General features: G+C 51.6%; 19 protein-coding genes and 1 pseudogene. 10 read left to right on the forward strand and 10 right to left on the reverse strand.

Annotated features, from left to right (window positions below; all coding sequences use genetic code 11):
- On the reverse strand, positions 1-1,242 hold the full coding sequence (locus IQ217_RS07675; RefSeq protein WP_228016654.1) for a glycosyltransferase family 4 protein: 1,242 nt from the start codon (positions 1,240-1,242) through the stop codon (positions 1-3).
- Positions 1,243-1,468: 226 nt separating this feature from the next.
- Here IQ217_RS07675 and IQ217_RS07680 point away from each other — a divergent pair, with 226 nt between their 5' ends.
- Together IQ217_RS07680 and IQ217_RS07685 are read left to right on the forward strand one after the other, a co-directional pair.
- Complete coding sequence (locus IQ217_RS07680) at positions 1,469-2,245, forward strand: DUF1868 domain-containing protein (RefSeq protein WP_338116535.1); 777 nt, start codon at positions 1,469-1,471, stop codon at positions 2,243-2,245.
- 171 nt (positions 2,246-2,416) lie between these two features.
- Positions 2,417-2,740, forward strand: a complete 324-nt coding sequence (locus IQ217_RS07685; RefSeq protein WP_194019497.1) for a hypothetical protein — start codon at positions 2,417-2,419, stop codon at positions 2,738-2,740.
- A 37-nt stretch (positions 2,741-2,777) separates the two neighbouring features.
- Here IQ217_RS07685 and IQ217_RS07690 read toward each other — a convergent pair whose 3' ends face one another.
- The 8 genes and pseudogenes from IQ217_RS07690 to IQ217_RS19485 form a co-directional block, all read right to left on the reverse strand.
- Positions 2,778-3,386, reverse strand: a complete 609-nt coding sequence (locus IQ217_RS07690; RefSeq protein ID WP_194019498.1) for an alpha/beta fold hydrolase — start codon at positions 3,384-3,386, stop codon at positions 2,778-2,780.
- A 6-nt stretch (positions 3,387-3,392) separates the two neighbouring features.
- The gene (locus IQ217_RS07695) at positions 3,393-3,962 is read right to left on the reverse strand and encodes an ATP-binding protein (RefSeq protein WP_476718267.1); all 570 of its coding nucleotides are present in this window, start codon (positions 3,960-3,962) and stop codon (positions 3,393-3,395) included.
- 65 nt (positions 3,963-4,027) lie between these two features.
- Complete coding sequence (gene rlmD, locus IQ217_RS07700) at positions 4,028-5,419, reverse strand: 23S rRNA (uracil(1939)-C(5))-methyltransferase RlmD (protein ID WP_194019499.1); 1,392 nt, start codon at positions 5,417-5,419, stop codon at positions 4,028-4,030.
- Positions 5,420-5,487: 68 nt separating this feature from the next.
- Positions 5,488-6,558: a mannose-1-phosphate guanylyltransferase gene (locus IQ217_RS07705; protein WP_194019500.1), complete on the reverse strand. Its 1,071-nt coding sequence runs from the start codon at positions 6,556-6,558 to the stop codon at positions 5,488-5,490.
- A gap of 75 nt (positions 6,559-6,633) precedes the next feature.
- Positions 6,634-7,926, reverse strand: a complete 1,293-nt coding sequence (locus tag IQ217_RS07710; protein ID WP_194019501.1) for a D-alanyl-D-alanine carboxypeptidase/D-alanyl-D-alanine-endopeptidase — start codon at positions 7,924-7,926, stop codon at positions 6,634-6,636.
- Positions 7,927-7,985: 59 nt separating this feature from the next.
- Positions 7,986-8,387, reverse strand: a complete 402-nt coding sequence (locus IQ217_RS07715) for a QcrA and Rieske domain-containing protein (protein WP_190596337.1) — start codon at positions 8,385-8,387, stop codon at positions 7,986-7,988.
- Between the two features lie 87 nt (positions 8,388-8,474).
- Positions 8,475-10,232 (reverse strand): beta-barrel domain-containing protein, encoded by a 1,758-nt coding sequence (locus IQ217_RS07720; protein ID WP_190596340.1) that lies wholly within the window; start codon positions 10,230-10,232, stop codon positions 8,475-8,477.
- Between the two features lie 149 nt (positions 10,233-10,381).
- Positions 10,382-13,376, reverse strand: a pseudogene (locus IQ217_RS19485) (peptidase domain-containing ABC transporter).
- 354 nt (positions 13,377-13,730) lie between these two features.
- On the opposite strand from IQ217_RS19485, the gene rpoC1 reads away from it, so the two are divergent.
- Positions 13,731-15,611, forward strand: coding sequence for a DNA-directed RNA polymerase subunit gamma (rpoC1, locus tag IQ217_RS07730; protein WP_190596344.1), 1,881 nt, complete (start codon positions 13,731-13,733; stop codon positions 15,609-15,611).
- An 86-nt stretch (positions 15,612-15,697) separates the two neighbouring features.
- On the opposite strand, the gene IQ217_RS07735 is transcribed toward rpoC1, so the two are convergent.
- The gene (locus IQ217_RS07735; RefSeq protein ID WP_194019502.1) at positions 15,698-17,545 is read right to left on the reverse strand and encodes a carbamoyltransferase N-terminal domain-containing protein; all 1,848 of its coding nucleotides are present in this window, start codon (positions 17,543-17,545) and stop codon (positions 15,698-15,700) included.
- 129 nt (positions 17,546-17,674) lie between these two features.
- On the opposite strand from IQ217_RS07735, the gene IQ217_RS07740 reads away from it, so the two are divergent.
- From IQ217_RS07740 to IQ217_RS07770, 7 genes are all read left to right on the forward strand, one after another.
- Complete coding sequence (locus IQ217_RS07740; RefSeq protein ID WP_190596348.1) at positions 17,675-18,232, forward strand: DUF2808 domain-containing protein; 558 nt, start codon at positions 17,675-17,677, stop codon at positions 18,230-18,232.
- 4 nt (positions 18,233-18,236) lie between these two features.
- Positions 18,237-19,418 carry an FtsW/RodA/SpoVE family cell cycle protein gene (locus IQ217_RS07745; RefSeq protein ID WP_194019503.1) on the forward strand — a complete coding sequence of 394 codons (1,182 nt, stop codon included), beginning with the start codon at positions 18,237-18,239 and terminating at the stop codon, positions 19,416-19,418.
- 30 nt (positions 19,419-19,448) lie between these two features.
- A complete protein-coding gene (gene ggt / locus IQ217_RS07750) occupies positions 19,449-21,002 on the forward strand; it encodes a gamma-glutamyltransferase (RefSeq protein ID WP_194019504.1) in 1,554 nt (517 codons plus the stop codon).
- 96 nt (positions 21,003-21,098) lie between these two features.
- Positions 21,099-22,688, forward strand: a complete 1,590-nt coding sequence (locus tag IQ217_RS07755) for a TolC family protein (protein ID WP_190596354.1) — start codon at positions 21,099-21,101, stop codon at positions 22,686-22,688.
- Between the two features lie 132 nt (positions 22,689-22,820).
- Positions 22,821-23,561: a WecB/TagA/CpsF family glycosyltransferase gene (locus tag IQ217_RS07760; protein ID WP_194019505.1), complete on the forward strand. Its 741-nt coding sequence runs from the start codon at positions 22,821-22,823 to the stop codon at positions 23,559-23,561.
- A 199-nt stretch (positions 23,562-23,760) separates the two neighbouring features.
- Positions 23,761-24,555: an iron uptake porin gene (locus IQ217_RS07765; protein ID WP_228025717.1), complete on the forward strand. Its 795-nt coding sequence runs from the start codon at positions 23,761-23,763 to the stop codon at positions 24,553-24,555.
- Positions 24,556-24,584: 29 nt separating this feature from the next.
- Entirely contained in the window at positions 24,585-25,025 is a 441-nt protein-coding gene (locus tag IQ217_RS07770) for a hypothetical protein (RefSeq protein WP_194019506.1), read from the forward strand.
- Positions 25,026-25,117 lie beyond the last annotated feature (92 nt).

Below are 25,117 nucleotides of genomic sequence, written 5' to 3' on the forward strand. Positions count from 1 at the left end.
TTACCAATGGACTGTTTGCCTCTCCTGCACCACCCGTTCGTAAATAGCGGCGGTTTCTCCGGCTAGCTTAGACCAATTGAATCGTATGCCCAAATCCTCATAGGCCGCTTCCACCAATTGTTTGGCTAGGGAAGGATTGGAGAGAATTTCCAGGATGCCATAGGCGAGGGAGTCGGGATTGTTGGTTTGGGTAACTATGCCCGTGCTATGGTGACGCACCACTTCTGCCAACCCGCCGGTATTGGATACCACCACTGGCACCCGGGCGGCAAAGCTTTCCAGGGCGACAATGCCAAAGGGCTCGTACAAACTGGGAAAAACGGCACAGTCGGCAATGGTTTGGAATTTATCTAAATCTTCGTCGGACATGAAGCCGGTGAAAAAGCAATGTTCCCAAATGCCTAAGTTCCAGGCTAACTGCTTGAGGCGATCGGTGTTGCCCCCACCGATGATGACGAATTTTACCTGATTGTTTAGGGATTCTAAGACTTGGGGAGCGGCGGTTAATAGAACAGAAATGCCTTTCTCATAGGTCATGCGGCCGACGTAGTAAACAATTTTTTCCCCGTCTCTGGCAAATTTACGGCGAAAGTTTGGGTAATCAAAGCCTGGGCGGCGGTGCTTTTTTTCGGGGCGGATGCCATTGTAAATTACGTCAATTTTGTCCCAGGGGGTACCAAAGGCCCTTTCTAGCTCGTGGCGCATGTAGTTACTGCAAACGATTACTCGCCAACCGTTGTAAATCAGAATCCCTTCTTTGCCGGCAATGTAGCGTTGGGTGTCGTTGTACAGTCCGTTATAGCGCCCGTATTCGGTGGCATGGATAGTTACCACTAGGGGAATTTTGCCATAGTGCTTGAGGTTGATGGCCGCATCTCCCACCAACCAATCATGGGCGTGGACGACGTCAAATTTTTCCTTTTGCCGGAGTAGTTCTTGCCCTTGGTGTTCCATGGCATGGTTCATGTTATCCACCCAATGGAAAAAGTCGTTGCTGGGGGGCACTGGTACCCGATAGACGTGAATGCCATCTACCATTTCCTGGGGTAAGCTTTCCTCTGTGGCCACCGTGATTAGGTGGATTTCATAGCCCTGCTGAACCAATTCCGGGTAGAGTTCTGCCACATGGCGAGCAATGCCACCGACAATGCGGGGGGGGAATTCCCAAGCTAGCACCAGAATTTTCATGGCTGTGACCAATTTTTGTGAGTGCATGGAGGGGAAGACGGCGATCGGGGCCATTGGTGTCGTGGGCACTCTAAAACATTATGCGCAATCTTGGCGTGGTCATACTGCCGAATTTTCCCCTAGGGATAATGAAATCATGGATTTTGGCCACTGCAATGGGCTTTTTAGCTCCTGCCTAACCGCTGAAAACCTGGAAAGATCGACACTAAATGTCCAGAGATTCCACCCAGCCAGTAAACTTGCCATAGGAACTTTTTCAATCTGTGTCAGGGAGGCGAGTGTGGACGATACTTACCAAGGCTATATTAATCGGGTGGCGCCCCAAACCTTGGCGATCGCCTACGAGCAACAATTGGTCAATGCCCAGGGTTCACCTAAGTTTGACCAAGGGCAACCGGTACCTTTTCCTGGCTTCAGTGTGGTAACGCCGATCGCCGCCGATGATCAAATCAATCAAAGCTTTTATGGCCATCTAACCACTGTGCAGGGCCAGGTGGGGGAAATTTTGGGGGAGAGTTTGGTGGCAGTGCCCCCGCCTAGTTTGCATCTCACAGTGGCGGATTTAATTTGGGACGGCCCCTACCAGGCCCTCCGTCGCCATAACCCAGATTTTGAAAAACAACTCTGTAGCTGTTTACAACATTCCTTTGCTGATCATCAACATCAGTCAGGGCAATACACCGGCTGTCATTGGCAGGTGCTGGGATTGTTAGTGTTGCCCCGTTCCCTGGGGGTGGTTTTGGTGCCCCAACGGGAGGCGGATTATGAACCGATGCTCAAAGTAAGAAGAGCCATTTTCCAAAATCCCACCCTGATCGGTTTGGGTATTGAGCAGCAATACCGTTACACCGCCCACATCACCCTTGGTTACTTCGACCCGGCGATCGAGAAGTTAGCAGACCCAATTGGGGTTAGTGAGCAGCTGGCCGCCGTTAATGACCGCTGGATTGGCCGTGACCCTCAAATTCTGGATATTCATAGCATTGAACTGCGTTATTTCAGTGATATGACCCAATTTACTCGCCATGATCACTATCCGGTGTTGAGGGCCAGCTAGGGGCTGGAGATAGACTTTTAGACCGCGGTCAATGCATAAATTTTCTCTGGTTAATATGGAGAGTGTACAGGGCCAATTTGTGGCTTATGGGGATACTTTTCTTCGGATTTATCGCTTTCTATGGGTAATGGGAAAGAAGTTTTCTGTTAATTGATGGGAGTGTTTACCAAAATGTTCAAGTTACTTGTCCGTGGTTATGCTACACCTTTGGGCTTAACTGCTCTGTTTGGCCTATTTACCTCCTTGGCGATCGCCGTTCCAGTGGAAGCCCAGGGACAAAATAGTTTTGAAAATTACCGCCAGCAATGTCTCCGTCGGGTGGAACAAGCCGGTATCAAGGGGGCGGCGGCCCAGGAAATGTGTAATTGCACAATTAATAAGTTCAAGCAAAAGTACTCCATAACGGAATTTACCAAGCTTGTGCAACAGTCCGAAACCAATAAGGCGATCGCCAGACAATTGGCGGAAGTAGGGGAAGAATGCTTGTACGAATAGGGGGGCCTAGGGGAAATTCCAATAATTCCCGCTTCACTCAGGTCAAAGGTTTAGCCAAAGCCAGGGCCACCTCTGCTAAACAACGGGCATCCGATACCATCCAGGCATGGACTAGCACGGGCAAAATAATTTCTCGGCCAATTTCTAAATGGGAACTGCTGGGGGGCAAAATCATCAGGTCAAAGGGAGTCCAAATCACCGTCACCTGGAGTCCCGCCAGTAACTCGCAACAATCTCGGTTTAAATCCCGCAAAAAATCACTCTGCCAGGCCATTTCCCTCACTCCTTGGTAGGGCAAACTATAGCCCAGGAGGGTGCCTTGGTTGGGGGCGGAAATAGTGATGTAGCGCCTGACCCGTTCTACGCCCCCGAGACGCTGTAAGTAATAACGAGTTACTAATCCCCCCATGCTAAAGCCAATTAAATCCACTGGTTGCTGGGGCGCAAATTTTTGATCGATATATTGCTGTACTTGGGTTGCTAGCACGGCAAGGGAAGCACTGCCATCGTTGGGCTCTAAATCTAGGCAATGGACCGACCAACCTCCCTGGGTCAAAAAGTCCGCCATCGTTGCAAACTTGGCCCTAGTGTCGTAAATGCCATGGACTAAAACAACGGGATGACGGTCTGGGACTTCTGCTACCACTAGGTTCTACAAACTCAGAAAACGGTAGCTTTCGCTGAAGAAGCGTTTAATTGCATTTTGACTAGTTCCCTGGGGCCGCCGTTTAATTTTCTTGCTCAGGCGCAAACGGGTGCCATCTTCATTCCAATGGACTTGGTCAAAAATTTGCATCAAAATGCCTAACCCCCGGCCATTCTCCGACTCATCGGGGGGAAACCAGGGGCTCACACAATTGGGGCAATCAAGCACTACCTGGGGGCAAGGACAGGGACGATCAAACCCCATGCCCTGGTCGGTGATGATCCAACAATAACCCCGGGCGGATTGGCGGTATTCCACTGTGATGGACTTGCTTGGGTTGAGGGCGTTGCCATGGGTGGCAGCATTGACTAAAGCCTCCTGTAACCCCAGCCTGACCTCGTTGTGCAGAGGCTTGGGCACAGAATTGAGCAATAAATCAAGGATGGGATAAAGATAGAGGGTTGAGGAAAAACTGATTTTTTGCCAATGGGATTGCCTGTGGGGAAAATTAATGTTTAGCAAACGCTCCACCTCACACTGGACTAGTAGCAATCTAACAGTACTGACTTTGACCATTATACTCGATCGCCTGGGTGGTCTGAATGTGCCTGCCGCTACCATAACCCCTAGAAAATCTTTGGTTAACCATTGACTGCTTGGAGAATCACTGCACACTCCACATGGGCCGTTTGGGGGAAAAAGTCGCAACCTTGAACCCAGGTAATTTCATAGGAGCCCTCAGCACAGAGGAGTTTCAAATCCCTTGCTAGGGTAGGGGGCTGACAACTGATATAGGCAATTTTCCCTGGGCGCTGTTGGACAATTTCCCTGAGCACCTCTGGGTTACACCCCTTACGGGGAGGGTCGAGGAGCAAAATATCTGGAATATTTGACAGGGTGGGTAAAACAGTTTCCACCGTACCAGCTAAAAAGTCCACGTTGGTAATCTGGTTCATCTCAGCATTGCGTTGTCCTTGCTGCACCGAGTCTTGATTGACCTCAATGGCGATCGCCTGACGAACTTGGCGGGCTAGGGGGAGGGTGAAAGTGCCCACACCGGCATAGGCATCCACCAACAATTCTGTGCCTTGTAAATTTAATGCTTGCTGCAGCCGAGTTAACAATAGCTCCGCCGCCTCACTATTGACCTGAAAGAATGTATTCGCCCCCAGGCTAAAGCTTAAATCGGCAAACTTTTCTCGGCAGGTGCCCCGCCCCGCAATCACTATGGTTTCTTCGCCAAAAATGCGGTTGTTAGGTTCTGGCTGAATGTTTAAACAAATGCCGCCTAAATCAGGATAACGCTCCAACCATTCCCCGGCTTGCTCTTCCAAATCCGGTAAACCTTTATGGGCGGAAATTAGGGTCAGCAACATTTCCCCGGTACGGTGGCCAATGCGTAGGCTTAAATGGCGTAGTTTGCCCTGTTTTTTCTCTTCATCGTAGATAGACCAACCGCGATTTTCAATATCTTTCTTCACCTCCGTCAACAATAAATTCAGGCGATCGTCCTGGACGGGACATTGGTTAATATTTACCAAACGATGGCTGCCTTTGCGGTAATAACCAGCTTGCACCTGGCCGGTTTTGGAGCGAGCCAGGGGATAGGTGGCTTTGTTGCGGTAACCCAAACTAGCGGGGGACTGTAACATGGGTTCCAGAGGTAAAGCGGTGAAACCACCAATGCGCTCCAGGGCATCAATAATCTGTTGCTGTTTACTTTCTACTTGGAATTGATAATCCAGATGTTGCCATTGGCAGCCGCCACATTTGTCCGCCACAATGCAAGACGGTCGGGTGCGCTGGGGGGAAGGCTCTAAAATTTTGAGCAGTTGGGCCAGGGCATAATTTTTCTTGACCCGCATCAGTCTGACTTCCAGGCGATCGCCGGGGGCCGTGTCGGGCACAAATACCACCCTGTCATCGAAGCGGCCGATACCTTCTCCCTGGTGATTGAGGCCGGTAATGGTCAATTCCACTACGGCCCCCTGTTGCCAAAGAGGACTAGTGGAGAAATTATTACTCTGGATCATCGAAAATTGGTTCCAATACTTGCACGGCCTTAATTACAGCCATTGTATCTTGCCATTACTTTCTTCCCCTACAACAAATTTTCGTACTGCGGTTGGGATTGTAATTGTTTGAGTAAACCCTTAATGTCCTGGGTCTGGTCTTTGGGAACCACCAGGGTGACATTGCCTTCTCGCACAATCACCACATCTTTTAAACCGATGGTGGCAATTACCTGGTCCTCATCACTGGCGTAAACAATACAGCCCTGGCTATGCAAGTTGACATGGTTGCCCAAGTCCACATTGGCCTCGGCTTCGGGAAACAGTCGCTCCAACGCATTCCAATCCCCCAAATCGTCCCAACCAAAATTGGCCGGCAGAACCGAGGCTAATTGGGTTTTTTCCATCAAGACATAGTCAATACTTTTCTTTTCTAATGTTGGATAAGCAGCCGCTCCGTGGGCTTTTAACGCAGTGAGTAATTGAGGGGCATGGTTAGCGAACTCCCCTAGTACCACCCCGGCGCGGAAAATGAACATGCCACTATTCCAACTAAACTTACCGCTGTCCACAAAGGCCTGGGCTGTGGCTCGGTCGGGCTTTTCGGTAAAACGGTTCACTTGATACACCGGCAGGTTGCCCATTTCCCGTTGCAATACGCCTTGTTCAATATATCCATAACCAGTGGCCGGGCCATGGGGCTTAATACCGAGGGTGACAATGGCGTCCTCTTCCTGGGCGTAGGCGATCGCCGCAGCCAAGGTTTGCTCATAGGCGGCTTGGTCTTTAATCCAGTGGTCAGCGGGGAAAAAACCAATGATGGCATCCTCCCCATAGCGTTGGGCAATTGCCAAGCTAGCCCAGGCCACAGCGGGGGCCGTGTCTTTTCCTTCCGGCTCCACCAGACAATTTTCCTTGGGCAATGAAGGCAATTGGGCCAAAACCCCCTCCGCAATGGGGGCCGCCGTAATTACCCATAAATTTTCCCAGCCCCCGGCCAAGGGTAGTAATCGTTGGGCTGTGGCCTGTAGCAAACTGACCCCGGAACCATCCAGGGACAAAAATTGTTTAGGCCGTTGCTTACGGCTGAGGGGCCAAAACCTTTCTCCTTTGCCACCGGCAAGAATTACGGGAATGAAAACGGAGGATGATGGGGTCATAGGGAGCAAAATTAGCTAGCCGGGCATTTTCAACGCCTAGGATACAACGGCGGCAATGCCCTTAGGTTGCAACGGCTAAGATTCAGAGGGTTGGGGCGTTAGGTTACGGGCCGGGTCCCCCAGCAAAACCTTATCCATGGGGCCGGGATTCAAGTTCTCTGGCAATATCTGCCAATGCTCAGCGATTTGTTGCAACAGTCGGTCCTGCTCTACCCGCAAACGGTCAAAGTTGGGGCCATTATTGATAATGGCAAACCAAACAGTGCCTCGCTCCTGGGTGGGAATGATGCCGGCAAGGGCACTGACCGTATTTAATGTACCGGTTTTTACCGTTAATCCCTGGGGCATACTGCGCCATTCCAATGTTCCCTGGCGATCGCGCCCCATAACAGGAAAAATATCGTCAATGCCTAGGCCGTGGGGTTGGAGCTGCTCTGCTAAAACTTGGTACATCTTTGTCACTGCCCTGGGGGAAAGCCGATTGTCCACTCCGAGGCCAGAGCCGTTTTGCAACTGAATTTCCGCCGCTGGAATTGCCCCCAAACGGGAGGTAGTTTGGGCCACGATCGCCGCTCCCCCCATGGCCTGGGCCAACATCTCAGCCATGTCGTTATTGCTGTAGATGTTCATCTGTTTGAGCAGGGCCGCCAGGGGAAGGGATTGGTGCTCTAGTAATGGTTCTAGGTTGGGAGGTAAAACGGCCTGGGTCTGGATGGTGCCAGCAATTTTTACCTGGGGCCGGGGAGTATTCGAGGGCAGATCCCCAAAGGCTTTATTGACTATGGCCGACCATTGGCTTTCATCCACTGCCTGTTTGAATAAAGCTCCCGCTACGGCAGGGTCAGCTTCAAAGTTCATGGCGAAATTGCCCACCACTACCAAATCTCCAGTCACCTCTCGGATCCCTGCTCGGTTGAGGGCATTGCCAACGGCGATCGCCTCTTCCCAGACGAAGAGAGGATCATGGTCCCCGGCGATCAGTAAATTACCCTGTAAAACCCCAGCGGTAATGGGGCCATCGGCATAAAAACGGGTGGTAAAGCGATGATCCGGTGGCCATGTGGCTAAAGCGGCGACGCTGGTGGCAATTTTGGTTAGAGAAGCGGCGGGAAAAGCATTATTGGCTTGGTTATAGCCCAAATAGGCCCACTCCGACTGCAACCAGATACCCTGGCGCTGGCGGTCATAACCCAAGGATTCCAGGCGATCGAGGTAATTATCAACAATTCTGTCGATGGCGGGGTCCGCTTGGGTTGGTACGGCAAAAACCTTTGCTTCTTGCCAGGCCACTTCCTGCCCAACTAATGGTTCCCCAGGGTTGCCCCAACTGAGTAGGGCTAATACCGTCGCCCCCAGGATTTTCACCATAATTAATTTTCTCCTCTCACCAATTGTCCAACCTAGCCTTTGAAAACCATGGCTAGACCCTAAGCTTTGACCAAAACGTTGTTGCCGCTCACCTGGGTAGCGTAGGTAGGCAGATTCCTGGTGGCGGGCCCCTTGAGCACCTTACCCGTAGCAGCAAATTCCGCCCCGTGGCAAGGGCAAACAAATTTACCGTTAGCTTTCTTCCATTCCACCTGACAACCATTGTGGGTGCAGGTGGGATTGACCGCACTGATCTGGCCGCCACTACCATTGGGCACCACCGTCACCGGTCCCTTAGGAGTGTTCCCTTTTAATTCCCCCTTGGCCTTGAGATCCGCCATGGTACCGACATTGACCGTTTGTCCCTGGCCGTTACTGCTGTTACCGCCAAAGCAACCCGTGATGACGGCGATCGCCGTACTGAAGGCAGTGTAAGAAATTAGCTTGCGTCGCTTGACCATAGTGGCTAGAGAAAAAGAACTGCCATCAGTGTAGCCAAATTATTGGTACTGTGGCAGCGACCATGGGTGAGCACAAAGTTAGGAAAATTAACGGACAGTTTCCAGGCTTTCAATTTTCTTGGTGAATAATTCGGTGAAGATACTCATCACCGTGCGTTTTTCCCTGACTTTAATGTTGGCCGTCACGGACATCCCCGATTGGAGGGGAATCTCTCGCCCTTGGCTAACCAATTCCTGGCTATCCAGTTTAATTCTGACGGGGAAACGATAATATTGATAAGTTTGATCTGGGGGCAGAGCATCGGAACCGACAGACTCCACCACCCCATCGACCCCCCCAAATTCGCTGTAGGGGAAGGAGTCAATGCGCACGTCGGCGGGCATACCAGTGCGAACGAAGCCAATGTCCTTGTTGGTGACGTCTACTTCGGCAATCAAACTATCGGCGGGGATAATTTTCAGCAGAGGTTCGGTTTGGTTGGGGGGGGTAACGTAACCAGGGGTTGCTTTGAGATCGAAAACTATCCCATCCACCGGGGAGGTAATTTCCTGATAGCCCAGGTTGACCTTGTTCCTTTCAATCTGCCCGTTTAACTCGGTGAGCCGTTTGTCGTTATCAACAATAATTTTGGTGATCTGGGTATTAATTTCCGCCAGCCGCTTATCATTATCCGCCAGGCGATCGTAAATATCCTTGTCAGTGACGGCACTGGTGTTGGCTAGGCGGGCTTGGGCCTGGGAAATTAAGGACTGGAGGCGCAATTGCTCCGTTTCCAGCCGCTGAATTTCCGCTTGGCGGGACTCAATTTGTTGTTTTTGGCGGTCCACTTCCACCACGGTGTTAACCTTTTGCTCGATTAACTGTTGGGTTCTGTCGTTGAGGGACTGTTGTTGTTTTTCCACCTGTAACCGTGCCAGGGCTCCCTCTTCCAGCAAAGGAGTCATGCTGTCCACAATGCCCGCCTCAATGGCCAGGCTTTTCTCGGCTTCTGCGAGGGCCGCTTCGTTGCGCCCCAATAAACCAGCTAGGATTTTTTGGTCTTCCCGCAATTGGCTTCTTTCTGCCCTCAACTGCAAACCGGCTTGTTCCAACTGTTTCTGAATTTGGCGAATTTCTAACTCGGCGGCGGTCATGCGACTGCCCAGTTCAAAGCGGGCCATTTCCAGACGGGAAAGCTGTTCAGAAGTGAGTTTTCCTTCCCCACTGGCGGTTCTTAGCCCCAATTGTTGGCGATAAAGTTCATTTTCATTAATCAATTCCGCCCGATTATTAGCTAGGGCCACAACTTCCCAGGGTAGGTTAAGTTGGGTGACGGCCCTCTGGAGGGCACTGCCTTCCAAGCCGTTTTGCAGGAGGGTACGGTAGAAAGCGTTTTCCTGGAGGATTTTGGCACGCACATTTTGGGCGGCGGTCAATTCTGCCTGGGTACTGCTGGAATCCATAATCACCAGCACTTCACCTTTTTTGACCTTGCGGTTATTTTCCACCAACACTTCTTTCACCACCCCGTTCAGTGGTGCATTGATATCTTTCACCTTATCAATAGGTTTTAATTGCCCCGTGGCGGGCACCACCTGTTCAATGGTGGCAATGGAAGCCCAGGTCACAGCCACAACAGTCACTCCCATAATGGCAATGGCAATGCCTCGGGCCCACATGGGGGACTGACGCATGACGATGGCCTGTTCCGGTTGGAATAGGGATGAGTTGGACGTAAGGGCGACGGGGGTTTTGGCGGCCTTCTCCTGTTCTTTCTCCTTGACGTCGGCCAAGGTGCCTGCATCCATGGTTTTGGGGCTGTGGCCGTTCCGTTGGGGGACGTTTTTTTGGATAGGGCTATTCATAGTTCTAGAGGCGATCGCCAAAGATGATGGACAAAGAAGTGATTAGGCGAGGAAATTATTTACGCTAATTGTATAGACAAAGTTTTAAAACCGATGGGGACAGGCCGTCTGGCTAGTTAATAAAAATTCATACGGTTTAGACCAGGGAATTAAACATCGTCACTGCCGGCTCCCTGCTGTTGGTAGAGGTAATAGTAACGTCCCTTGAGGGCCATTAATTCTTCATGGCTACCTTGTTCCACAACGGAACCTTGGTCCATCATAACGATTACATCGGCACTCCGGACGGAACTAAGGCGGTGGGTAATGAAGAAAACCGTGTGTTCCCTAAAAGCATCACCCAAGTTAATGCAAACCTGTTGTTCGGTGATGTAGTCCAGGGCACTGGTGGCTTCGTCCAACACCAAAATACGAGGGCGTTGTAATACCGATCTGGCGATGGCAATCCGTTGCCTTTGTCCCCCGGACAGGGTAGCGCCCCGTTCCCCCACCCTGGTGTTATAGCCGTTGGGTAAGGTCATGATGAACTCGTGGGCAGAGGCCACTTTGGCGGCGGCAATAATTTGTTCTGTGCTGGCATCGGGGTTGGTGAGGGCAATATTCTCCTGCACCGTACCCTCAAAGAGCAAGGTTTCCTGGGGCACTACCCCCACCTGGCGACGGAGGGAATAGAGTTCTACTTTGCCAATATCAAGGCCATCCACCAAAATCCTCCCCCCTTCCGGTTCGTACAGTCGGGAGAGCAGTTTGGTCAGGGTACTTTTGCCAGCACCACTCTGCCCCACTAGGGCCACAAAGGTTCCAGGGGCGAAGGAAAGATTGATATTACTCAATTGCAGGGGTCCCTGTTTTTTAAACCGGAAACTGACGTTTTCAAACTTCACTTCGCCGGCAATTTCTGGCATGGGGATGTTTTGGCGATCGCGCTCCGATTCTTGGGGCGTATCAACAATGTCCGCCAACCGTTCCAAGGACAGGGCAGTTTCCTGGAAGTTTTGCCACAGTTGGGTCAAACGCAGAATGGGGGAGGTCACGTAGCCGGCAATGATCCGAAAAGCAATTAATTGACCCAGGGTTAAATCCCCGTCCAGCACTAGGGATGCCCCCACCCAGAGCACCAATAAACCGGATAGCTGGTTAAGAAAATGACTGGAGGAGCTGGCTAAGGTGGAGGTAATAACGGTGTTGAAGCCGGCCCCCACGTAACGGGAATATTTGTCCTGCCATTGCCAGCGGGAACGCAACTCAATGTTTTGAGCTTTAACGGTCTGAATACCGGACATCACCTCCACCAGATAGGACTGGGTTTGGGCATTTCTTTCTGCCTTGAGCCGCAATTGCCTCCGGATCAGGGGAGAAAATACCAGGGTCAAAACAACAAAAATAGGCACAATACCCAGGGCTACCGCCGTCAGCAGGGGGCTATAGATAATCATGACGACGATATAGACCACAGAAAACACTGAGTCCAGTACCACCGTCAGGGCAGTGCCGGTTAAAAATTGGCGGATATTTTCCAGTTCGTTGACCCTGGTGGAAATTTCCCCCACTGGGCGGTTCTCAAAGTAACGCAGGGGTAAGCGCAATAGGTGGTCAATGATTTCCGACCCCAAACTCATATCGATGCGATTGGTGGTGTCTACAAACAAATAGGTTCGTAGGGTGCTCAAAAGCGCCTCAAAAATGGCGATCGACACCAACGCAATACCCAACACCTGCAGAGTATCTTTGCTGTTTTGCACAATCACTTTGTCGATGATGATTTGGATCATCAAGGGATTGGCCAGGCCAAATAGTTGGACAAAAAAGGAGGCCACAAACACCAACAGGAGAATATGGCGATATTTCACCAACGCTGGCCAAAACCAACTCAGGCCAAATCTCTGTTGCGGGGTGTCTTTGGAAGGATGCATCATCAGCACCTCCCCTTGTCCCTCTTCTCCCCAGCTCCGGCACGGCAATTTTCACTTCCCGATCGCCAACTTCGTACACTAAGGCGAGGCTATCCTGCCAACGGATCAGAAAAGGAACCTGCATTTGCCCAAAAACACCGGTGGGAATCCGCACCAACTGACTAGTCAAGCCCATCAATTCAATAATTGCCCCACAAATAGGTAAGGAAAGGGCCTCACTGCGCTTAATTTCTTCGGTGACAATCCGTTGGATAATATCCCGGCGGAAAGGCATACCGAAATATTGACTAATCATCTGGAAGCAGGCTACCCCGGCATCGGTGGGATTCTGCCCCCGCACAATGGGATAGTTTTTGCGCCCAGATTTGACCACGGTGGGCTCTGGTAATGGCTCCCCCAACTGGTTAGGATCGGCATAGGGAATGTCATCCCAGGGGGAATCCTCCGGGGCCAGGGGGGTCACTGTCGCTAGGGGCACTTCTCCATGGCCGTTGCCACCACCATTGTGTTTCTGTCCAGAACCCCCAGGGTAAAACCGGGGCAAGGGAGGGATACCAATTAGACGTACGGGTGTTTGAGCCTTGAGCACAAGGGGAGAATCTGAGGCCGGCAGGGCACTACCCCGGGGACATTGTTCCAACTCCCCACTACTCACCAACCAGAGCTTCTCCGGATCGGGCAAGTTGCTGGGCAGATTATGGCTGCCTGGTTCCAACTGATGCACCTGGCTGTGGGGCAACATTTCTAGGGTCAGCTGGCGCAAATCCACATTGCCTTGGGCGGTGCGCTGCAGTTGTTCTCCCAATAAATCGAACAGTTCCACCCGACCGCACTGGTGGCGATAAACCCTGGCCAGTTCTGGATATTTATCCACCAAAGCCAAAAATTCGTCCCTAGTTAGGCTGGCACAAATAGTTTCCGTTGAGGCGATCGCCGTTTCACAGGGGACATTTCTGATGGCATTGTTATCGCCGATCACTGCCCCATTCTGGAGCAAAGCCATGGTGGCAGGGTAACCAGTGCCGGGGTCATAACCCAGCAACCTTGCTTGGCCACTGACTAAAAAATAGACATTATTGGCCAACTTTCCCCGGGCCAGGATTATCTGTCCCATGCGAAACCTTAACGGCCTCAATTTTGCCGCTATCTCGGCGATCGCCGGAGCAGGGAGTTGAGCAAAGGGTTCAATTTCCTGCAAAAAGGATTGATAATCGGCAATGGTCAGACTCATAGCAACAAATAAAAGGACGGAGAAATTTGGTTTGGCAAATAGCTGAGCGACAATTGGCGACGGCTTTAGATATATTGAAACATCTTCACCTTTCAACCAAGGCTTGGGCCGACGAAAAGCCAGGCAGTGCCCCTAGAGGCCTCCACTTCCCCCAGACATTACAACAGATCGGACTTTTTTCACCAGACCGAGTTCCTAGTTTACCCCCAAGAAAGTTTGGCAAAAACGCTGTCCTCCAACCGAAAAATTATTCCAAGTTAGGAAATTAGCCCCATTGATTGATCCTGTTCGCCTTCCAGGGGGCAATAAATATCGTACAATGAAGGGTCTGAAATTTTTTGTTCCTTGCCCAGCATGAAAGCCCAATCAGAACCTCGGTTTGATTACGTCAAAATTGCGATCGCCTCCCCCGAAAGGATCCGCCAGTGGGGAGAACGCACCCTACCGAACGGCACCGTAGTGGGGGAAGTGACCAAACCCGAAACCATTAACTACCGGACCTTAAAGCCGGAAATGGACGGTCTGTTCTGTGAAAAAATCTTCGGCCCTTCCAAGGATTGGGAATGCTGGTGCGGCAAATACAAACGGGTACGGCACCGGGGCATTGTCTGTGAACGCTGTGGCGTAGAAGTAACGGAATCCCGCGTCCGGCGTCACCGCATGGGCTATATCAAATTGGCCGCCCCCGTCACCCACGTGTGGTACCTCAAAGGCATTCCTAGCTACCTCAGCATCCTTTTGGACATGGCCCTGCGGGATGTGGAGCAGATCGTCTACTTTAACGCCTACGTGGTACTTGACCCCGGCAACGCCAGCAATTTGCAGTATAAACAACTGTTGACGGAAGACCAGTGGGTGGAAATCGAAGACCAAATTTATGCCGAAGACTCGGAACTAGAAGGCATCGAAGTGGGCATTGGTGCCGAAGCAGTGCAACGGCTATTGGCGGAATTGCAACTGGAGGAAGTGGCGGAAAAGCTACGGGAAGAAATTCTGGCCAGTAAAGGGCAAAAGCGGGCCAAGCTCATTAAACGTCTGCGGGTAATTGATAATTTCATCGCTACCCACTCCCAAGCGGAATGGATGACCCTGGATGTGATTCCTGTTATTCCACCGGATCTCCGCCCTATGGTGCAGTTAGATGGGGGGCGGTTTGCCACCTCTGACCTAAACGATCTTTATCGGCGGGTAATCAACCGTAATAACCGTCTGGCCCGTTTGCAGGAAATCCTCGCCCCGGAAATTATTGTCCGTAACGAAAAACGGATGCTCCAGGAAGCGGTGGATGCCCTCATTGATAACGGCCGCCGGGGTCGCACGGTGGTAGGGGCCAACAATCGAGCCCTTAAATCCCTCTCCGACATCATTGAAGGTAAGCAGGGTCGTTTCCGTCAGAACCTCTTGGGTAAACGGGTCGACTACTCCGGTCGTTCCGTCATTGTGGTGGGGCCCAACCTCAAAATTTATCAATGTGGGCTGCCCCGGGAAATGGCGATCGAGCTCTTCCAGCCCTTTGTGATTCACCGCTTGATCAAACTGGGCATTGTCAACAATATCAAAGCAGCCAAGAAGTTAATTCTCAAGGGAGACCCCCAAATCTGGAGCGTGCTGGAAGAAGTGATTACCGGCCACCCTGTCATGCTCAACCGGGCCCCCACCCTACACCGTTTGGGTATTCAGGCCTTTGAACCAATTTTGGTGGAGGGACGGGCAATCCAACTCCATCCCCTAGTGTGTCCCGCTTTTAACGCTGACTTCGACGGTGACCAAATGGCGGTACACGTGCCCCTGTCTCTGGAAGCCCAGTGTGAAGCCCGGCTATTAATGCTAGCCTGCCACAACGTTCTTTCCCCTGCCACCGGGAAGCCCATTGTGGCGCCCTCCCAAGATATGGTACTGGGCTGTTATTACCTCACAGCGGAAAATCCCAACGCCCAGAAGGGAGCCGGACGTTACTTTGCCGGTATTGAAGACGCTCTGCGGGCCTACGACCATGGCCAGGTGGACCTCCACGCCCAAATTTGGATTCGTCACCTGGATGAGGAGGTAGTGACGGAAAAACCAGATACGGAAGTTCTCAAAACCGAGGAATTGGGAGATGGCACGGTAATGAAATATTATCGGGAACGGAAGGTGCGGGAAGCAGCGGACGGGGAAATCATCACCCAGTACATTCAAACGACTCCAGGGCGAATCATCTACAACAAAACGATCGCCGAAGCGTTGGTCTTTTAAAGTTGGCCAAAGCCATTAGTTAGTTTATCCAGCCGTTTAACTTTTCGGAGTTACGGCTGTTTTTTTGCAATGGCAAGGCTCAAGGATTAATCCAACTCAAATTCATCTTGCCACTGTTGGTCTTGGGGCCGTTGGGGCTGGGGCGTTTTAGCTAAAACGAAATTTTCCAACACTAAGTAATCCATTTCCGTCCGCATAAAGCAACGGTAGGCATCCTCTGGGGTGCAAACAATGGGTTCTCCCCGCACGTTGAAAGAAGTGTTGACCAGAACCCCACAGCCAGTTAACGCTTCAAATGCCTGCAGCAACTGATAATAGCGGGGATTAGTGTCCGGGTGGACGGTTTGAATACGGGCAGAATTATCCACGTGGGTAATGGCGGGGAGCTGGGAGCGGGGAATGTTTAACTTTTCGATGCCAAATAATTGCTCCTGCTCTGGGGTCAGCGGCAAACGCAGTTCTTCCTGCACATCGGCCACAATCAACATGTAGGGACTGGGCTGGTCCAAGACAAAATAATCCCCTACTTTTTCCGCCAACACCGAGGGAGCAAAGGGTCGAAAAGATTCCCGGTATTTAATTTTCAAATTCATCACCGATTGCATGGTGGTATTGCGTGGATCCCCCAGGATCGACCTTCCCCCCAAAGCCCTGGGACCAAATTCCATGCGCCCTTGGAACCACCCCACCACATTGCCTCCGGCGAGGATATGGGCCACTTTGTCGAATAAATCCCCATCAGGATAATAGTCGTACACAGCTTCCACGGCAGGGTCTTTGAGATAGGCTTCAATGTCTTCGTTACTGAAACGGGGTCCTAGGTAGGAACCGGCCATGGCATCGGGCTGGTGCGCCGTCCTGTCGTTTTGTAAATACTGGTACCACACCGAAAGGGCAGAACCGATCGCCCCCCCTGCATCCCCAGCGGCGGGTTGAATCCAAATATTTTTAAATTTGCCTTCCCGCAGTAAACGACCATTGGCCACACAGTTGAGGGCGACCCCCCCAGCTAAACAAAGATTTTCTAAACCGAGTTCTTCATACACCGTATTACCGAGGCGCAGCACCACTTCCTCTGTCACCACCTGAATGGAGGCGGCAATGTCCATTTCCCGCTGGGTTAAAGGACTCTCTGGCGATCGCCGGGGCGCACCAAACAGGTCGGCAAACTTTTTATTGGTCATGGTTAGACCGGTGGCATAGTTGAAATAGGCCATGTTGAGACGAAAGGTTCCGTCTGCCTTGAGATCCAATAAGTTGTCTAAAATTAGGTCCACATATTTGGGTTCACCGTAGGGAGCCAAACCCATGAGCTTATACTCGCCGGAATTAACCTTAAAACCCGTGTAGTAGGTAAAAGCAGAGTAAAGCAGACCGAGGGAATGGGGAAAGTGAATCTCCCAATGGGGTGTTAACTGGTTACCGTGGCCAGACCAAAGGGAAGTGGTGGCCCATTCCCCTACCCCATCCATACACAACACGGCGGCTTCGGTGAAAGGGCTGGGGAAAAAGGCAGAGGCGGCGTGGGATTGGTGATGCTCGTTAAAAAGCAAGGGGGGCAGCTCTTTAGTCTGACAGTCGCCCAGTTCCGCCAGAGCTTTTTTCAACACAGTCTTGAGATAAAGTTTTTCCTGCAACCAAGCGGACATGGCCGCAATGAAAGACCGCAGTCCCCTAGGAGCAAAAGCTAAGTAAGTTTCCAATAACCGTTCAAAGGTCACCAAGGGTTTTTCGTAAAAAACAATGTAATCCACTTCCTGGAGGCTAATTCCTCCTTCGGCAAGGCAGTAGTTGATACCCTGGGAGGGAAAAGCAGCATCGTGTTTTTTGCGGGTAAATCGTTCTTCCTGCACCGCCGCCACAATAACGCCATCTTTTACTAAAGCTGCCGCACTGTCGTGGTAATAAGCAGAAATGCCAAGAATGTGAGTCACGTTAAACTATCCTGACCAAAGGGAACACTAATGTCACTGTCAATTCGTTGCCTCGTATAATAACTTGGGTTGGGAACTAGACCGATCGCCAATTCGTTTATCTTTGATCAGGAGTCAGGACCATAGGCCATGCTGAAAAATTTCTACTCGCTGTTGGGCACCCTAGTGGGGATGGGGTTAGTTCTTTCCCCGGCGATCGTTGTCCAAGCACAAACGGATCCGTTCCCCGCCAATGCCACCTTTTTCACCGGTACTCCCCCCAGTTTGGCCGATGTGGATGCCAGCTTCAACGGCGTTAATATTCCCAACAGCAGGTATTTCTTTAGTATTAGTCTACCTGCGGGGGAAATTGAGCCCCTCGGCAAAGTGGTGCTGCATCAACAACCCAATCCTTCTCCCATTAGCCTGGATTTAAGCCAAACGGAAGTATTTTTGGGCATGCCCTCCCAGCGGGGCAACGACTTGTCCAGTTCTGCCGTTTCCACCAGTGGCGACTCCCAAACCATTGTGGTGCAATTTGATCCTCCCATTGCCCCCGGCAATACCGTCACTATCGCTTTGCTGGCGGAGCAAAACCCACAGGTGGAGGGGGTTTATCAATTTCGGGTGCAAGCTTTTCCCCCAGGGCCGGCCCCCGTTGGTTTGGATTTAGGGGTGGGGCGGTTACAATTTTACGAAAATCGCTAGCCCAATGATCACCGCCGCCAATCTAATCCGAATCATTTTTCCCTTCTATGACCCTGAAGTACTGCGATGGTCGGGGGAAGCCCGTTTGATGCGGACTTTGTTTTTCGCCTGGATAGCGATCGGGGTGGTGGTGCTATTCTCTGCTTCCTATGCGGAAAGTCTGGATACCAGTGGCACGGGTCTGAGCATTATCCTCAAGCAAATTGCCTACCTCTGGCTGGGGCTAAATATTTTTAATTTTCTGGTGCGTCTGCCCCTACAGGTCTGTCTCAAGCTAGTGCCCTGGTTTCTAGTTGTAGTTTTACTGTTGATTTTTCTAACTAAAAGCGGCTTAGGGGTGGAAGTGAATGGGGCCCGTCGCTGGATTAGTTTAGGGCCAATCTTGATCCAACCGTCGGAGTTTATGAAGCCCTGTTTAGTGCTCCAGGCGGCTAATTTGTTTGGTAATTGGCATCGTTTTCCCTGGCGATCTCGCCTCATCTGGTTGGGCATTTTCGGGCTGACCCTGGGCAGTATTTTGCTCCAGCCCAACTTGAGCACCACCGCCCTTTGTGGCATGGGTTTATGGCTGATTGCCCTGGCCTCAGGTCTTCCCTGGGGTTATCTAATTTCCACTGCCCTATTGGGGATAATCACCGCTGTCACCAGTATCTCCATTCGGGACTATCAAAGGGCTAGGGTGACTTCTTTTCTGGACCCCTTTGCCGATCCAAGGGGCGATGGCTATCAATTGGTACAAAGTTTATACGCGATCGCCTCTGGGGGGATTTTAGGTCGAGGATTTGGCATGTCCCAGCAAAAATTATTTTATTTGCCCATACAAACCACAGATTTCATTTTTGCGGTCTTTGCGGAGGAATTTGGGCTGGTGGGTTGCGTTGCTTTTCTGCTTTTTCTCGGCTTATTTGCCACCATGGGACTGCGGGTAGCCATGCGTTGTCGCCATCGGGTCAAGCGGTTAATTGGGCTAGGGGTGGTAATTTTTCTAGTGGGCCAATCTTTGCTCAATATTGGCGTGGCCAGCGGCGCTCTACCCACCACCGGTTTGCCTCTGCCCTTTTTTAGCTATGGTGGCAGCTCCTGTCTATCAAGCTTGGTGCTGGCGGGGTTGCTGGTGCGAGTGGCGAGGGAAAGTAATGAAGCGGAAGTGATTCCCCTGACAACCAAAACTGCCCCGGCGGTTTAGGTTTAATTTTCGATTTTTATTCAAACTGCTATGGCGGATAAAACCATTGGGGTGGTGGCGGCGGGCCATGCCCAAACAGCGGAAGCGGGCAAACGCATGCTGGAAGAGGGGGGCAATGCCTTCGATGCGGCGATCGCCTCGGTGTTGGCGGCCTGTGTGGTGGAATCGGGTTTAACTTCCCTGGGAGGAGGGGGTTTTTTGTTGGCCCAGACCGCGGCTAAGAAAAGTTACCTGTTCGACTTCTTTTGCCAAACACCCCTAGTCAATCCCGGGGAAAAAGCAGTGGACTTCTACCCCGTGGCCCTCAACTTTGGGGGAGCTTGGCAAACTTTCCACATTGGCAAAGGGGCGATCGCCGTGCCGGGGATGGTGGCGGGGCTGTTTACGGTACACAGGAAACTGGGGCGCTTACCTTTCAAGGCCTTGATTGAACCAGCGGTGCAATATGCTCGCCAGGGGTTTACCCTCAACCGTTTCAATGATTTTACCAATCGCCTGTTGGAGCCGATTCTGACCCAACAGGAGGAAGGCAGACAATTTTACGCCCCCCAAGGAAAAATTCTCCGCCAAGGGGAAAAAGCCTATCTGCCCCAGTTTGCGGACGTGCTAGAACAATTGGCCCGCTACGGCCCTGATTGGTTTTATCGGGGAGAATTAACCGAGTGGGTGTTGGCATCTTTGGGGAAAGCCAGTGCCTTAACTGCCAAGGACTGGGCTGACTATCAAGTGACAATTCGTCCCCCCCTGCGGACCCAATATCGCCAACGGCAATTGTTAACAAATCCTCCCCCCAGTGCTGGGGGCATTCTGATTGCCTTTGCCTTGCAGTTGCTCGAAAAGTACGACCTAAGCCAATATCCGTTGGGTAGTGCGGCACAAATCCAACTTTTTAGCCAGGTAATGGCCCTGAGCAACAGGGCTCGCCGGCAATACCTGGATGGCAATCTCCACTGCCAGGATATTGAGGCCAAATTTCTCGACGGCGATCGCCTCTCTAAGCTGCAACCATCTTACCTGGCCAACAAATTGGGTAGCACCACCCACATTAGTGTTTTGGACGGGGAGGGCAATGCCGCTAGTTTAACCAGTTCCAATGGGGAGGGGTCGGGGCATTTTATTCCCGGCACAGGCATTATGCTGAACAATATGTTGGGGGAAGAAGACCTCAATCCCCAGGGATTTTACCAATGGCAACCGGGGCAACGTTTATCATCGATGATGGCCCCCACTATCCTTTTGGATCAGGAACAACCCCAGTTAGTTTTGGGGTCAGGGGGATCAAATCGTATTCGCAGTGCCATTTTGCAGGTGGTCTGCCATCACCTGGATTACCAATTACCGTTAACTAAAGCGGTGGGGCAGGGACGTATCCATTGGGAAGCCCACAAATTGGATTTGGAGCCAACCCCTGTGGCTGACATTCTGGCCCAACTGCAATTTGACGATGATACCGAGAGTACCCTCTGGACAGAACAAAATATGTTTTTTGGGGGAGTCCATGGGGTTGCCATCACTAGCGCTGGGACCCTGGAAGGGGTTGGGGATCCCCGGCGATCGGGGGCCGTAGCCTACAGTGTCGAATAACATTGGTTACAATTCTTAGGGCAATGCGGTAAGTTATTTAGCGAACAGCGTTTCCCCCTTTTGCGATTACGGCTGAGTTGTCTGGTCACATTCCCAATGAAATCAATCCATCCGCTCAAATTTTGGTCTTCTTCCACTCTGTTGTTGCTACTCAGCACCAGCGTCGGTGTCTTTTTGCCCGGCTTCAGTGGCGGCCAGGGGACGATCGTCGTGGCCCAAAGTCCTACTATTACTCCCGCTGAGACCCCCCTCCCATCTGTGGAGACAGGAACGGAGAGTAGCGCCAATGGGTTCGCTTTGCCTGAGTTACCCCCCGCCATGCCCGATGAGCGTTTGAATCCTTCTGGTAATCCCCTCATGTTTCCCACCAAACCCGACGAGGTGGATACCACGGTACGGCAGGCCATTACCTTGGACGAAGCTATTGCTTTGGCCCTTAGGAACAATGAACAGCTACAGGAGGCCAAGCTATCCCTGGAGCAACAAGAGGCTGGTTTAATGGCTGCCCGGGCGGCCCTCTACCCCAATTTAGATACAGATTTCACCTTTAGTCGGGATAGTAGTGCGGCGGCCGAAGCCAACAATGCCCTCATTGCCAACCAGGATCAAACCACCACCATCACCCCAGAATTACGCCCGGAAACCAGCACCAATGCGGTGGGTAATATTAACTTGACCTACAGTATCTATGCCGGTGGGGAAAGGAGTGCCCAAATTGCTAAGGCGGAGCAGTTGGTGCAAAACAGTCGCCTTCAAGTGGAAGTGGTGGCGGAACAAACCCGCTTTGAAGCTACGGATCGTTACTATGCTCTCCAAGGGGCCGATGCTCAGGTGGCGATCGCCCAGGCTTCCGTGGAGGATGCTTCCCAGAGTTTACGGGATGCCCGCCTTCTGGAACAGGCTGGTTTAGGGACTCGTTTTGATGTGTTACGGGCGGAAGGGGATTTGGCCACTGCTAATGAAGCTTTAACCAGATCGATCGCTGATCAACGCAATGCCCGCCGCCGCCTGGCCCAACTGCTGAGTGTGGGGCAACGGGTGGAATTAACCGCTGCTGATGAAATTGTGGAAGCGGGGGATTGGAACTTACCCCTCGATGAAAGCATTGTGCAAGCTTACAAAAATCGAGCTGAATTAGAACAGCAATTAGTGCAAATTGAGGTGAGTGAACAGGACCGCTACATTGCCCTGGCGGCAATGAAACCCAGGGTGGATTTTCTGGCTAATTACACCTACCAAAACAATTTCGATAGCAGTGCCGGGTTAGTGGATGGTTATTCCTTTGCCGCCCGGGTACGCTGGAACTTTTTTGACGGGGGAAGAGCATTGGCTGAAGCCCGCCGGGCCGATCGCCAAATGGACATTGCCAAAACCACCTTTGCTGAACAGAGAAATCAAATTCGCTTGGAGGTAGAGGAATCCTACTACACCCTAATCTCCAATAAAGAAAATATTGGTAGTACCCGCACCAACGTCATTCGTTTTGAAGAAGCTCTCCGTTTAGCCCGATTGCGTTTCCAGGCTGGGGTGGGGACCCAAACCGATGTTATTAATGCCCAACGTGATCTGGCCAACGCCCGGGGACGGTTCCTGCAGGCAATTATTGGCTATAACCAGTCCTTGAACCAACTCCAGCGTTCCATTAGTAATTTGCCCAACAACCATCTCTTTGATATTCAACCCTAGAGGGTATCTGCGAAATCCCAATTTGCCTCTTAATTCTGCACAGCCAAACCCCCCAATGGTGGCAGATTTTTCCCATGTGACAGTCCAGGGGCATCATCTAAACCGGCCCTTTTTCCCAACCTAATTTTCCCTATGGCCACCGACTTTGCTGAGCTAACACTGCAACAAGCGTTTGTTTTTGGCGTACCGGTACATCTGTGCAATGACTATGGCCATTGGCTGGAAAATTGTCTTGCCCTTGGTCAAGGGGCCCACGTGGTTACCCTCAACTCGGAAATGGTGATGCTGGCCGAAAAAGAAGCGGCGGTGCAGCGAGTTATCCAGCGGGCGGAACTGGTTATTCCCGACGGGGCTGGGGTAACCATTTATTTGAAACTGGAAGGCATCGAGCAAAACCGTTGCCCTGGCATTGAACTGGCGGAAGCGATGGTGCGTCACATTGGCCGGAGTAAGAGGAATCAGGCGATCGCCTTTTATGGAGGGGCACCGGGCATTGCTGAGCTGGCGGCCCAACGTTGGCAAGGGGAATATCCAGGGTTGAAAATTTTGGCAAACCATGGCTTTTTAACTGAAGCGGAGCAGAAAGCTTGGCAACAAACCCTGGCCCAGGAGCAGCCCTGTCTAATTTTGGTCGGTTTGGGCGTTCCTCGGCAGGAGTATTGGATTCGGGACCACCGCCACCTTTGTCCCCAAGGGATTTGGATTGGGGTAGGGGGAAGTTTTGATGTGTGGTCTGGTACTAAGGAAAGGGCACCGGAATTTTTCTGTCGCTATAACCTGGAGTGGTTTTATCGGCTCTACCAAGAACCCTGGCGCTGGCGGCGGATGTTGGCCCTGCCTAAATTTTTCTTCCGCACCCTCATCCATCGGTGATGTTTTAACCATAAATTTTGCTCCGGGGACGAAAAGGGGGAGAAATTGTGGATAAAGGTTACGCCTGGGGGAAATTGGGTTACATTTATTAGGTATCGCCGTCTAGATTGGTGTTGACTGGCAGGCGATCGCCCACACCTCCGGTTACGCTGACGAAATATTAAATTTTATTAACTTTTGCGGCTTATTTTCCAGTCCGTTGGTCATTTTGGTTGAGGAGTGTTCTGTGATGATTAACCGATCGATGAAATCTTGTTTATTAGCGGCCCTAGGGGGATTGCTACTGGGGGGAATGGCCGCTCCGGCGATCGCCAACCCCGTTAGTATTGTCCCTGGTATGGCGGCCCCAGCCCCGGACAAAGAAACGGCCCAAGCCAACTATGACCAGAGTTACCAAGCCTATACAGAGCTTTTGGGGCAGGTCACCAGCATTAACCAGTTTCGGGACGTGTCCCCCAACAATTGGGCCTACGAAGCACTGCGGAATTTAGTCGATAACTACGGTTGTATTGTTGGTTACCCTGATAGAACTTTCCGTGGCGATCGGGCTTTGACCCGCAACGAGTTTGCCGCCGGTTTGAGCGCCTGCCTAACTCAGTTGGAGGCAAGAATGTTGGCCTCCCGGCAACAATTGGGGCAGTTTATGGAAGAAAAAGAAACATCCATCGCCGCTGGGGACACCCTGGAGAATGTTTTCACCCGAGCTTCCTACAATTCCACAGGGCGTTTTTACGACCTCACCAGTATTTCTGGACAAGCTAACAAAATTTTCGGTTGGCGCAGTTGGCCTGGCTCCTACTTTGACAACATGATTGCTGAAGACGCGGCAGTGGTGGAAGCTGTTTACCAAGATGCGTTGGAGCAACAAACCAGGGGCACCGTGATCCATACCAGGGACTTACCAGACCCCTTTAACCAGTCCCTGTTGGAAGATTGGTCTCAATACACCCGCTTTGGGAATCCTCCTCTGCCCCCCACCGCCCCCGGTTTTTAAGGCATTAACGCTCGTTTTCCTCTGAATCTATGTTTCTAACTGCTCTGCGGTCTTTTCTTGTCATCCTGGCCATAGCCGGTCTCTCCTTGGCGATCGCCATGCCCGCTTGGGCCTTGACTGAAGTACCCCTGACGGAAATTGACTACAAACCCTGTCCGGCAGACCTAGCGGAAGGCAATGTGGGCAGTGGTTCGAGCAATCCGGCCAACTGCTTTTTAGTAACCGGCATTGCCAATAATCGGACGGGGAAAACAGTGTATGATGCCGACGTTTTTGGCCGTATCTACGATGCCAACCACGAACCGGCCATGCAAAATCGCACCCGCTTGGGTAACATTGCCGAAATTCCCCCAGGAAAAAGCAACTTTGAGGTGCGTATCAACGTGCCCGCCCAACAACCCCTACCTTTGCAGTTAGAACAGTTCAAAGCCTCGGGTTTTTCCGCTAAAATCCGCGGCCAGGCACTGTAAACTTTGTTGACTGGCCTCCGGTCAGATCTCAGCGGAGTTTTGATTGAGACTGAGTTAACACTTTGTTACTTGTTATTGACAGTGTTGGCCAG

Origin of the sequence: Synechocystis salina LEGE 00031 (genome assembly GCF_015207985.1) — a bacterium.
Classification (GTDB): domain Bacteria; phylum Cyanobacteriota; class Cyanobacteriia; order Cyanobacteriales; family Microcystaceae; genus Synechocystis; species Synechocystis salina.

Bases quoted from the DNA above. Each gene is read 5' to 3' on its own strand.
- rlmD (WP_194019499.1), bottom strand. From the start codon at position 5,419: ATGATCCAGAGTAATAATTTCTCCACTAGTCCTCTTTGGCAACAGGGG.
- IQ217_RS07710 (WP_194019501.1), bottom strand. From the start codon at position 7,926: ATGGTGAAAATCCTGGGGGCGACGGTATTAGCCCTACTCAGTTGGGGC.
- IQ217_RS07770 (WP_194019506.1), top strand. From the start codon at position 24,585: ATGTTTCTAACTGCTCTGCGGTCTTTTCTTGTCATCCTGGCCATAGCC.
- IQ217_RS07760 (WP_194019505.1), top strand. From the start codon at position 22,821: ATGGCCACCGACTTTGCTGAGCTAACACTGCAACAAGCGTTTGTTTTT.
- IQ217_RS07745 (WP_194019503.1), top strand. From the start codon at position 18,237: ATGATCACCGCCGCCAATCTAATCCGAATCATTTTTCCCTTCTATGAC.
- IQ217_RS07755 (WP_190596354.1), top strand. From the start codon at position 21,099: ATGAAATCAATCCATCCGCTCAAATTTTGGTCTTCTTCCACTCTGTTG.
- IQ217_RS07705 (WP_194019500.1), bottom strand. From the start codon at position 6,558: ATGACCCCATCATCCTCCGTTTTCATTCCCGTAATTCTTGCCGGTGGC.
- IQ217_RS07740 (WP_190596348.1), top strand. From the start codon at position 17,675: ATGCTGAAAAATTTCTACTCGCTGTTGGGCACCCTAGTGGGGATGGGG.
- IQ217_RS07695 (WP_476718267.1), bottom strand. From the start codon at position 3,962: ATGGTCAAAGTCAGTACTGTTAGATTGCTACTAGTCCAGTGTGAGGTG.
- IQ217_RS07675 (WP_228016654.1), bottom strand. From the start codon at position 1,242: ATGGCCCCGATCGCCGTCTTCCCCTCCATGCACTCACAAAAATTGGTC.
- rpoC1 (WP_190596344.1), top strand. From the start codon at position 13,731: ATGAAAGCCCAATCAGAACCTCGGTTTGATTACGTCAAAATTGCGATC.
- IQ217_RS07715 (WP_190596337.1), bottom strand. From the start codon at position 8,387: ATGGTCAAGCGACGCAAGCTAATTTCTTACACTGCCTTCAGTACGGCG.
- IQ217_RS07720 (WP_190596340.1), bottom strand. From the start codon at position 10,232: ATGAATAGCCCTATCCAAAAAAACGTCCCCCAACGGAACGGCCACAGC.
- IQ217_RS07685 (WP_194019497.1), top strand. From the start codon at position 2,417: ATGTTCAAGTTACTTGTCCGTGGTTATGCTACACCTTTGGGCTTAACT.
- ggt (WP_194019504.1), top strand. From the start codon at position 19,449: ATGGCGGATAAAACCATTGGGGTGGTGGCGGCGGGCCATGCCCAAACA.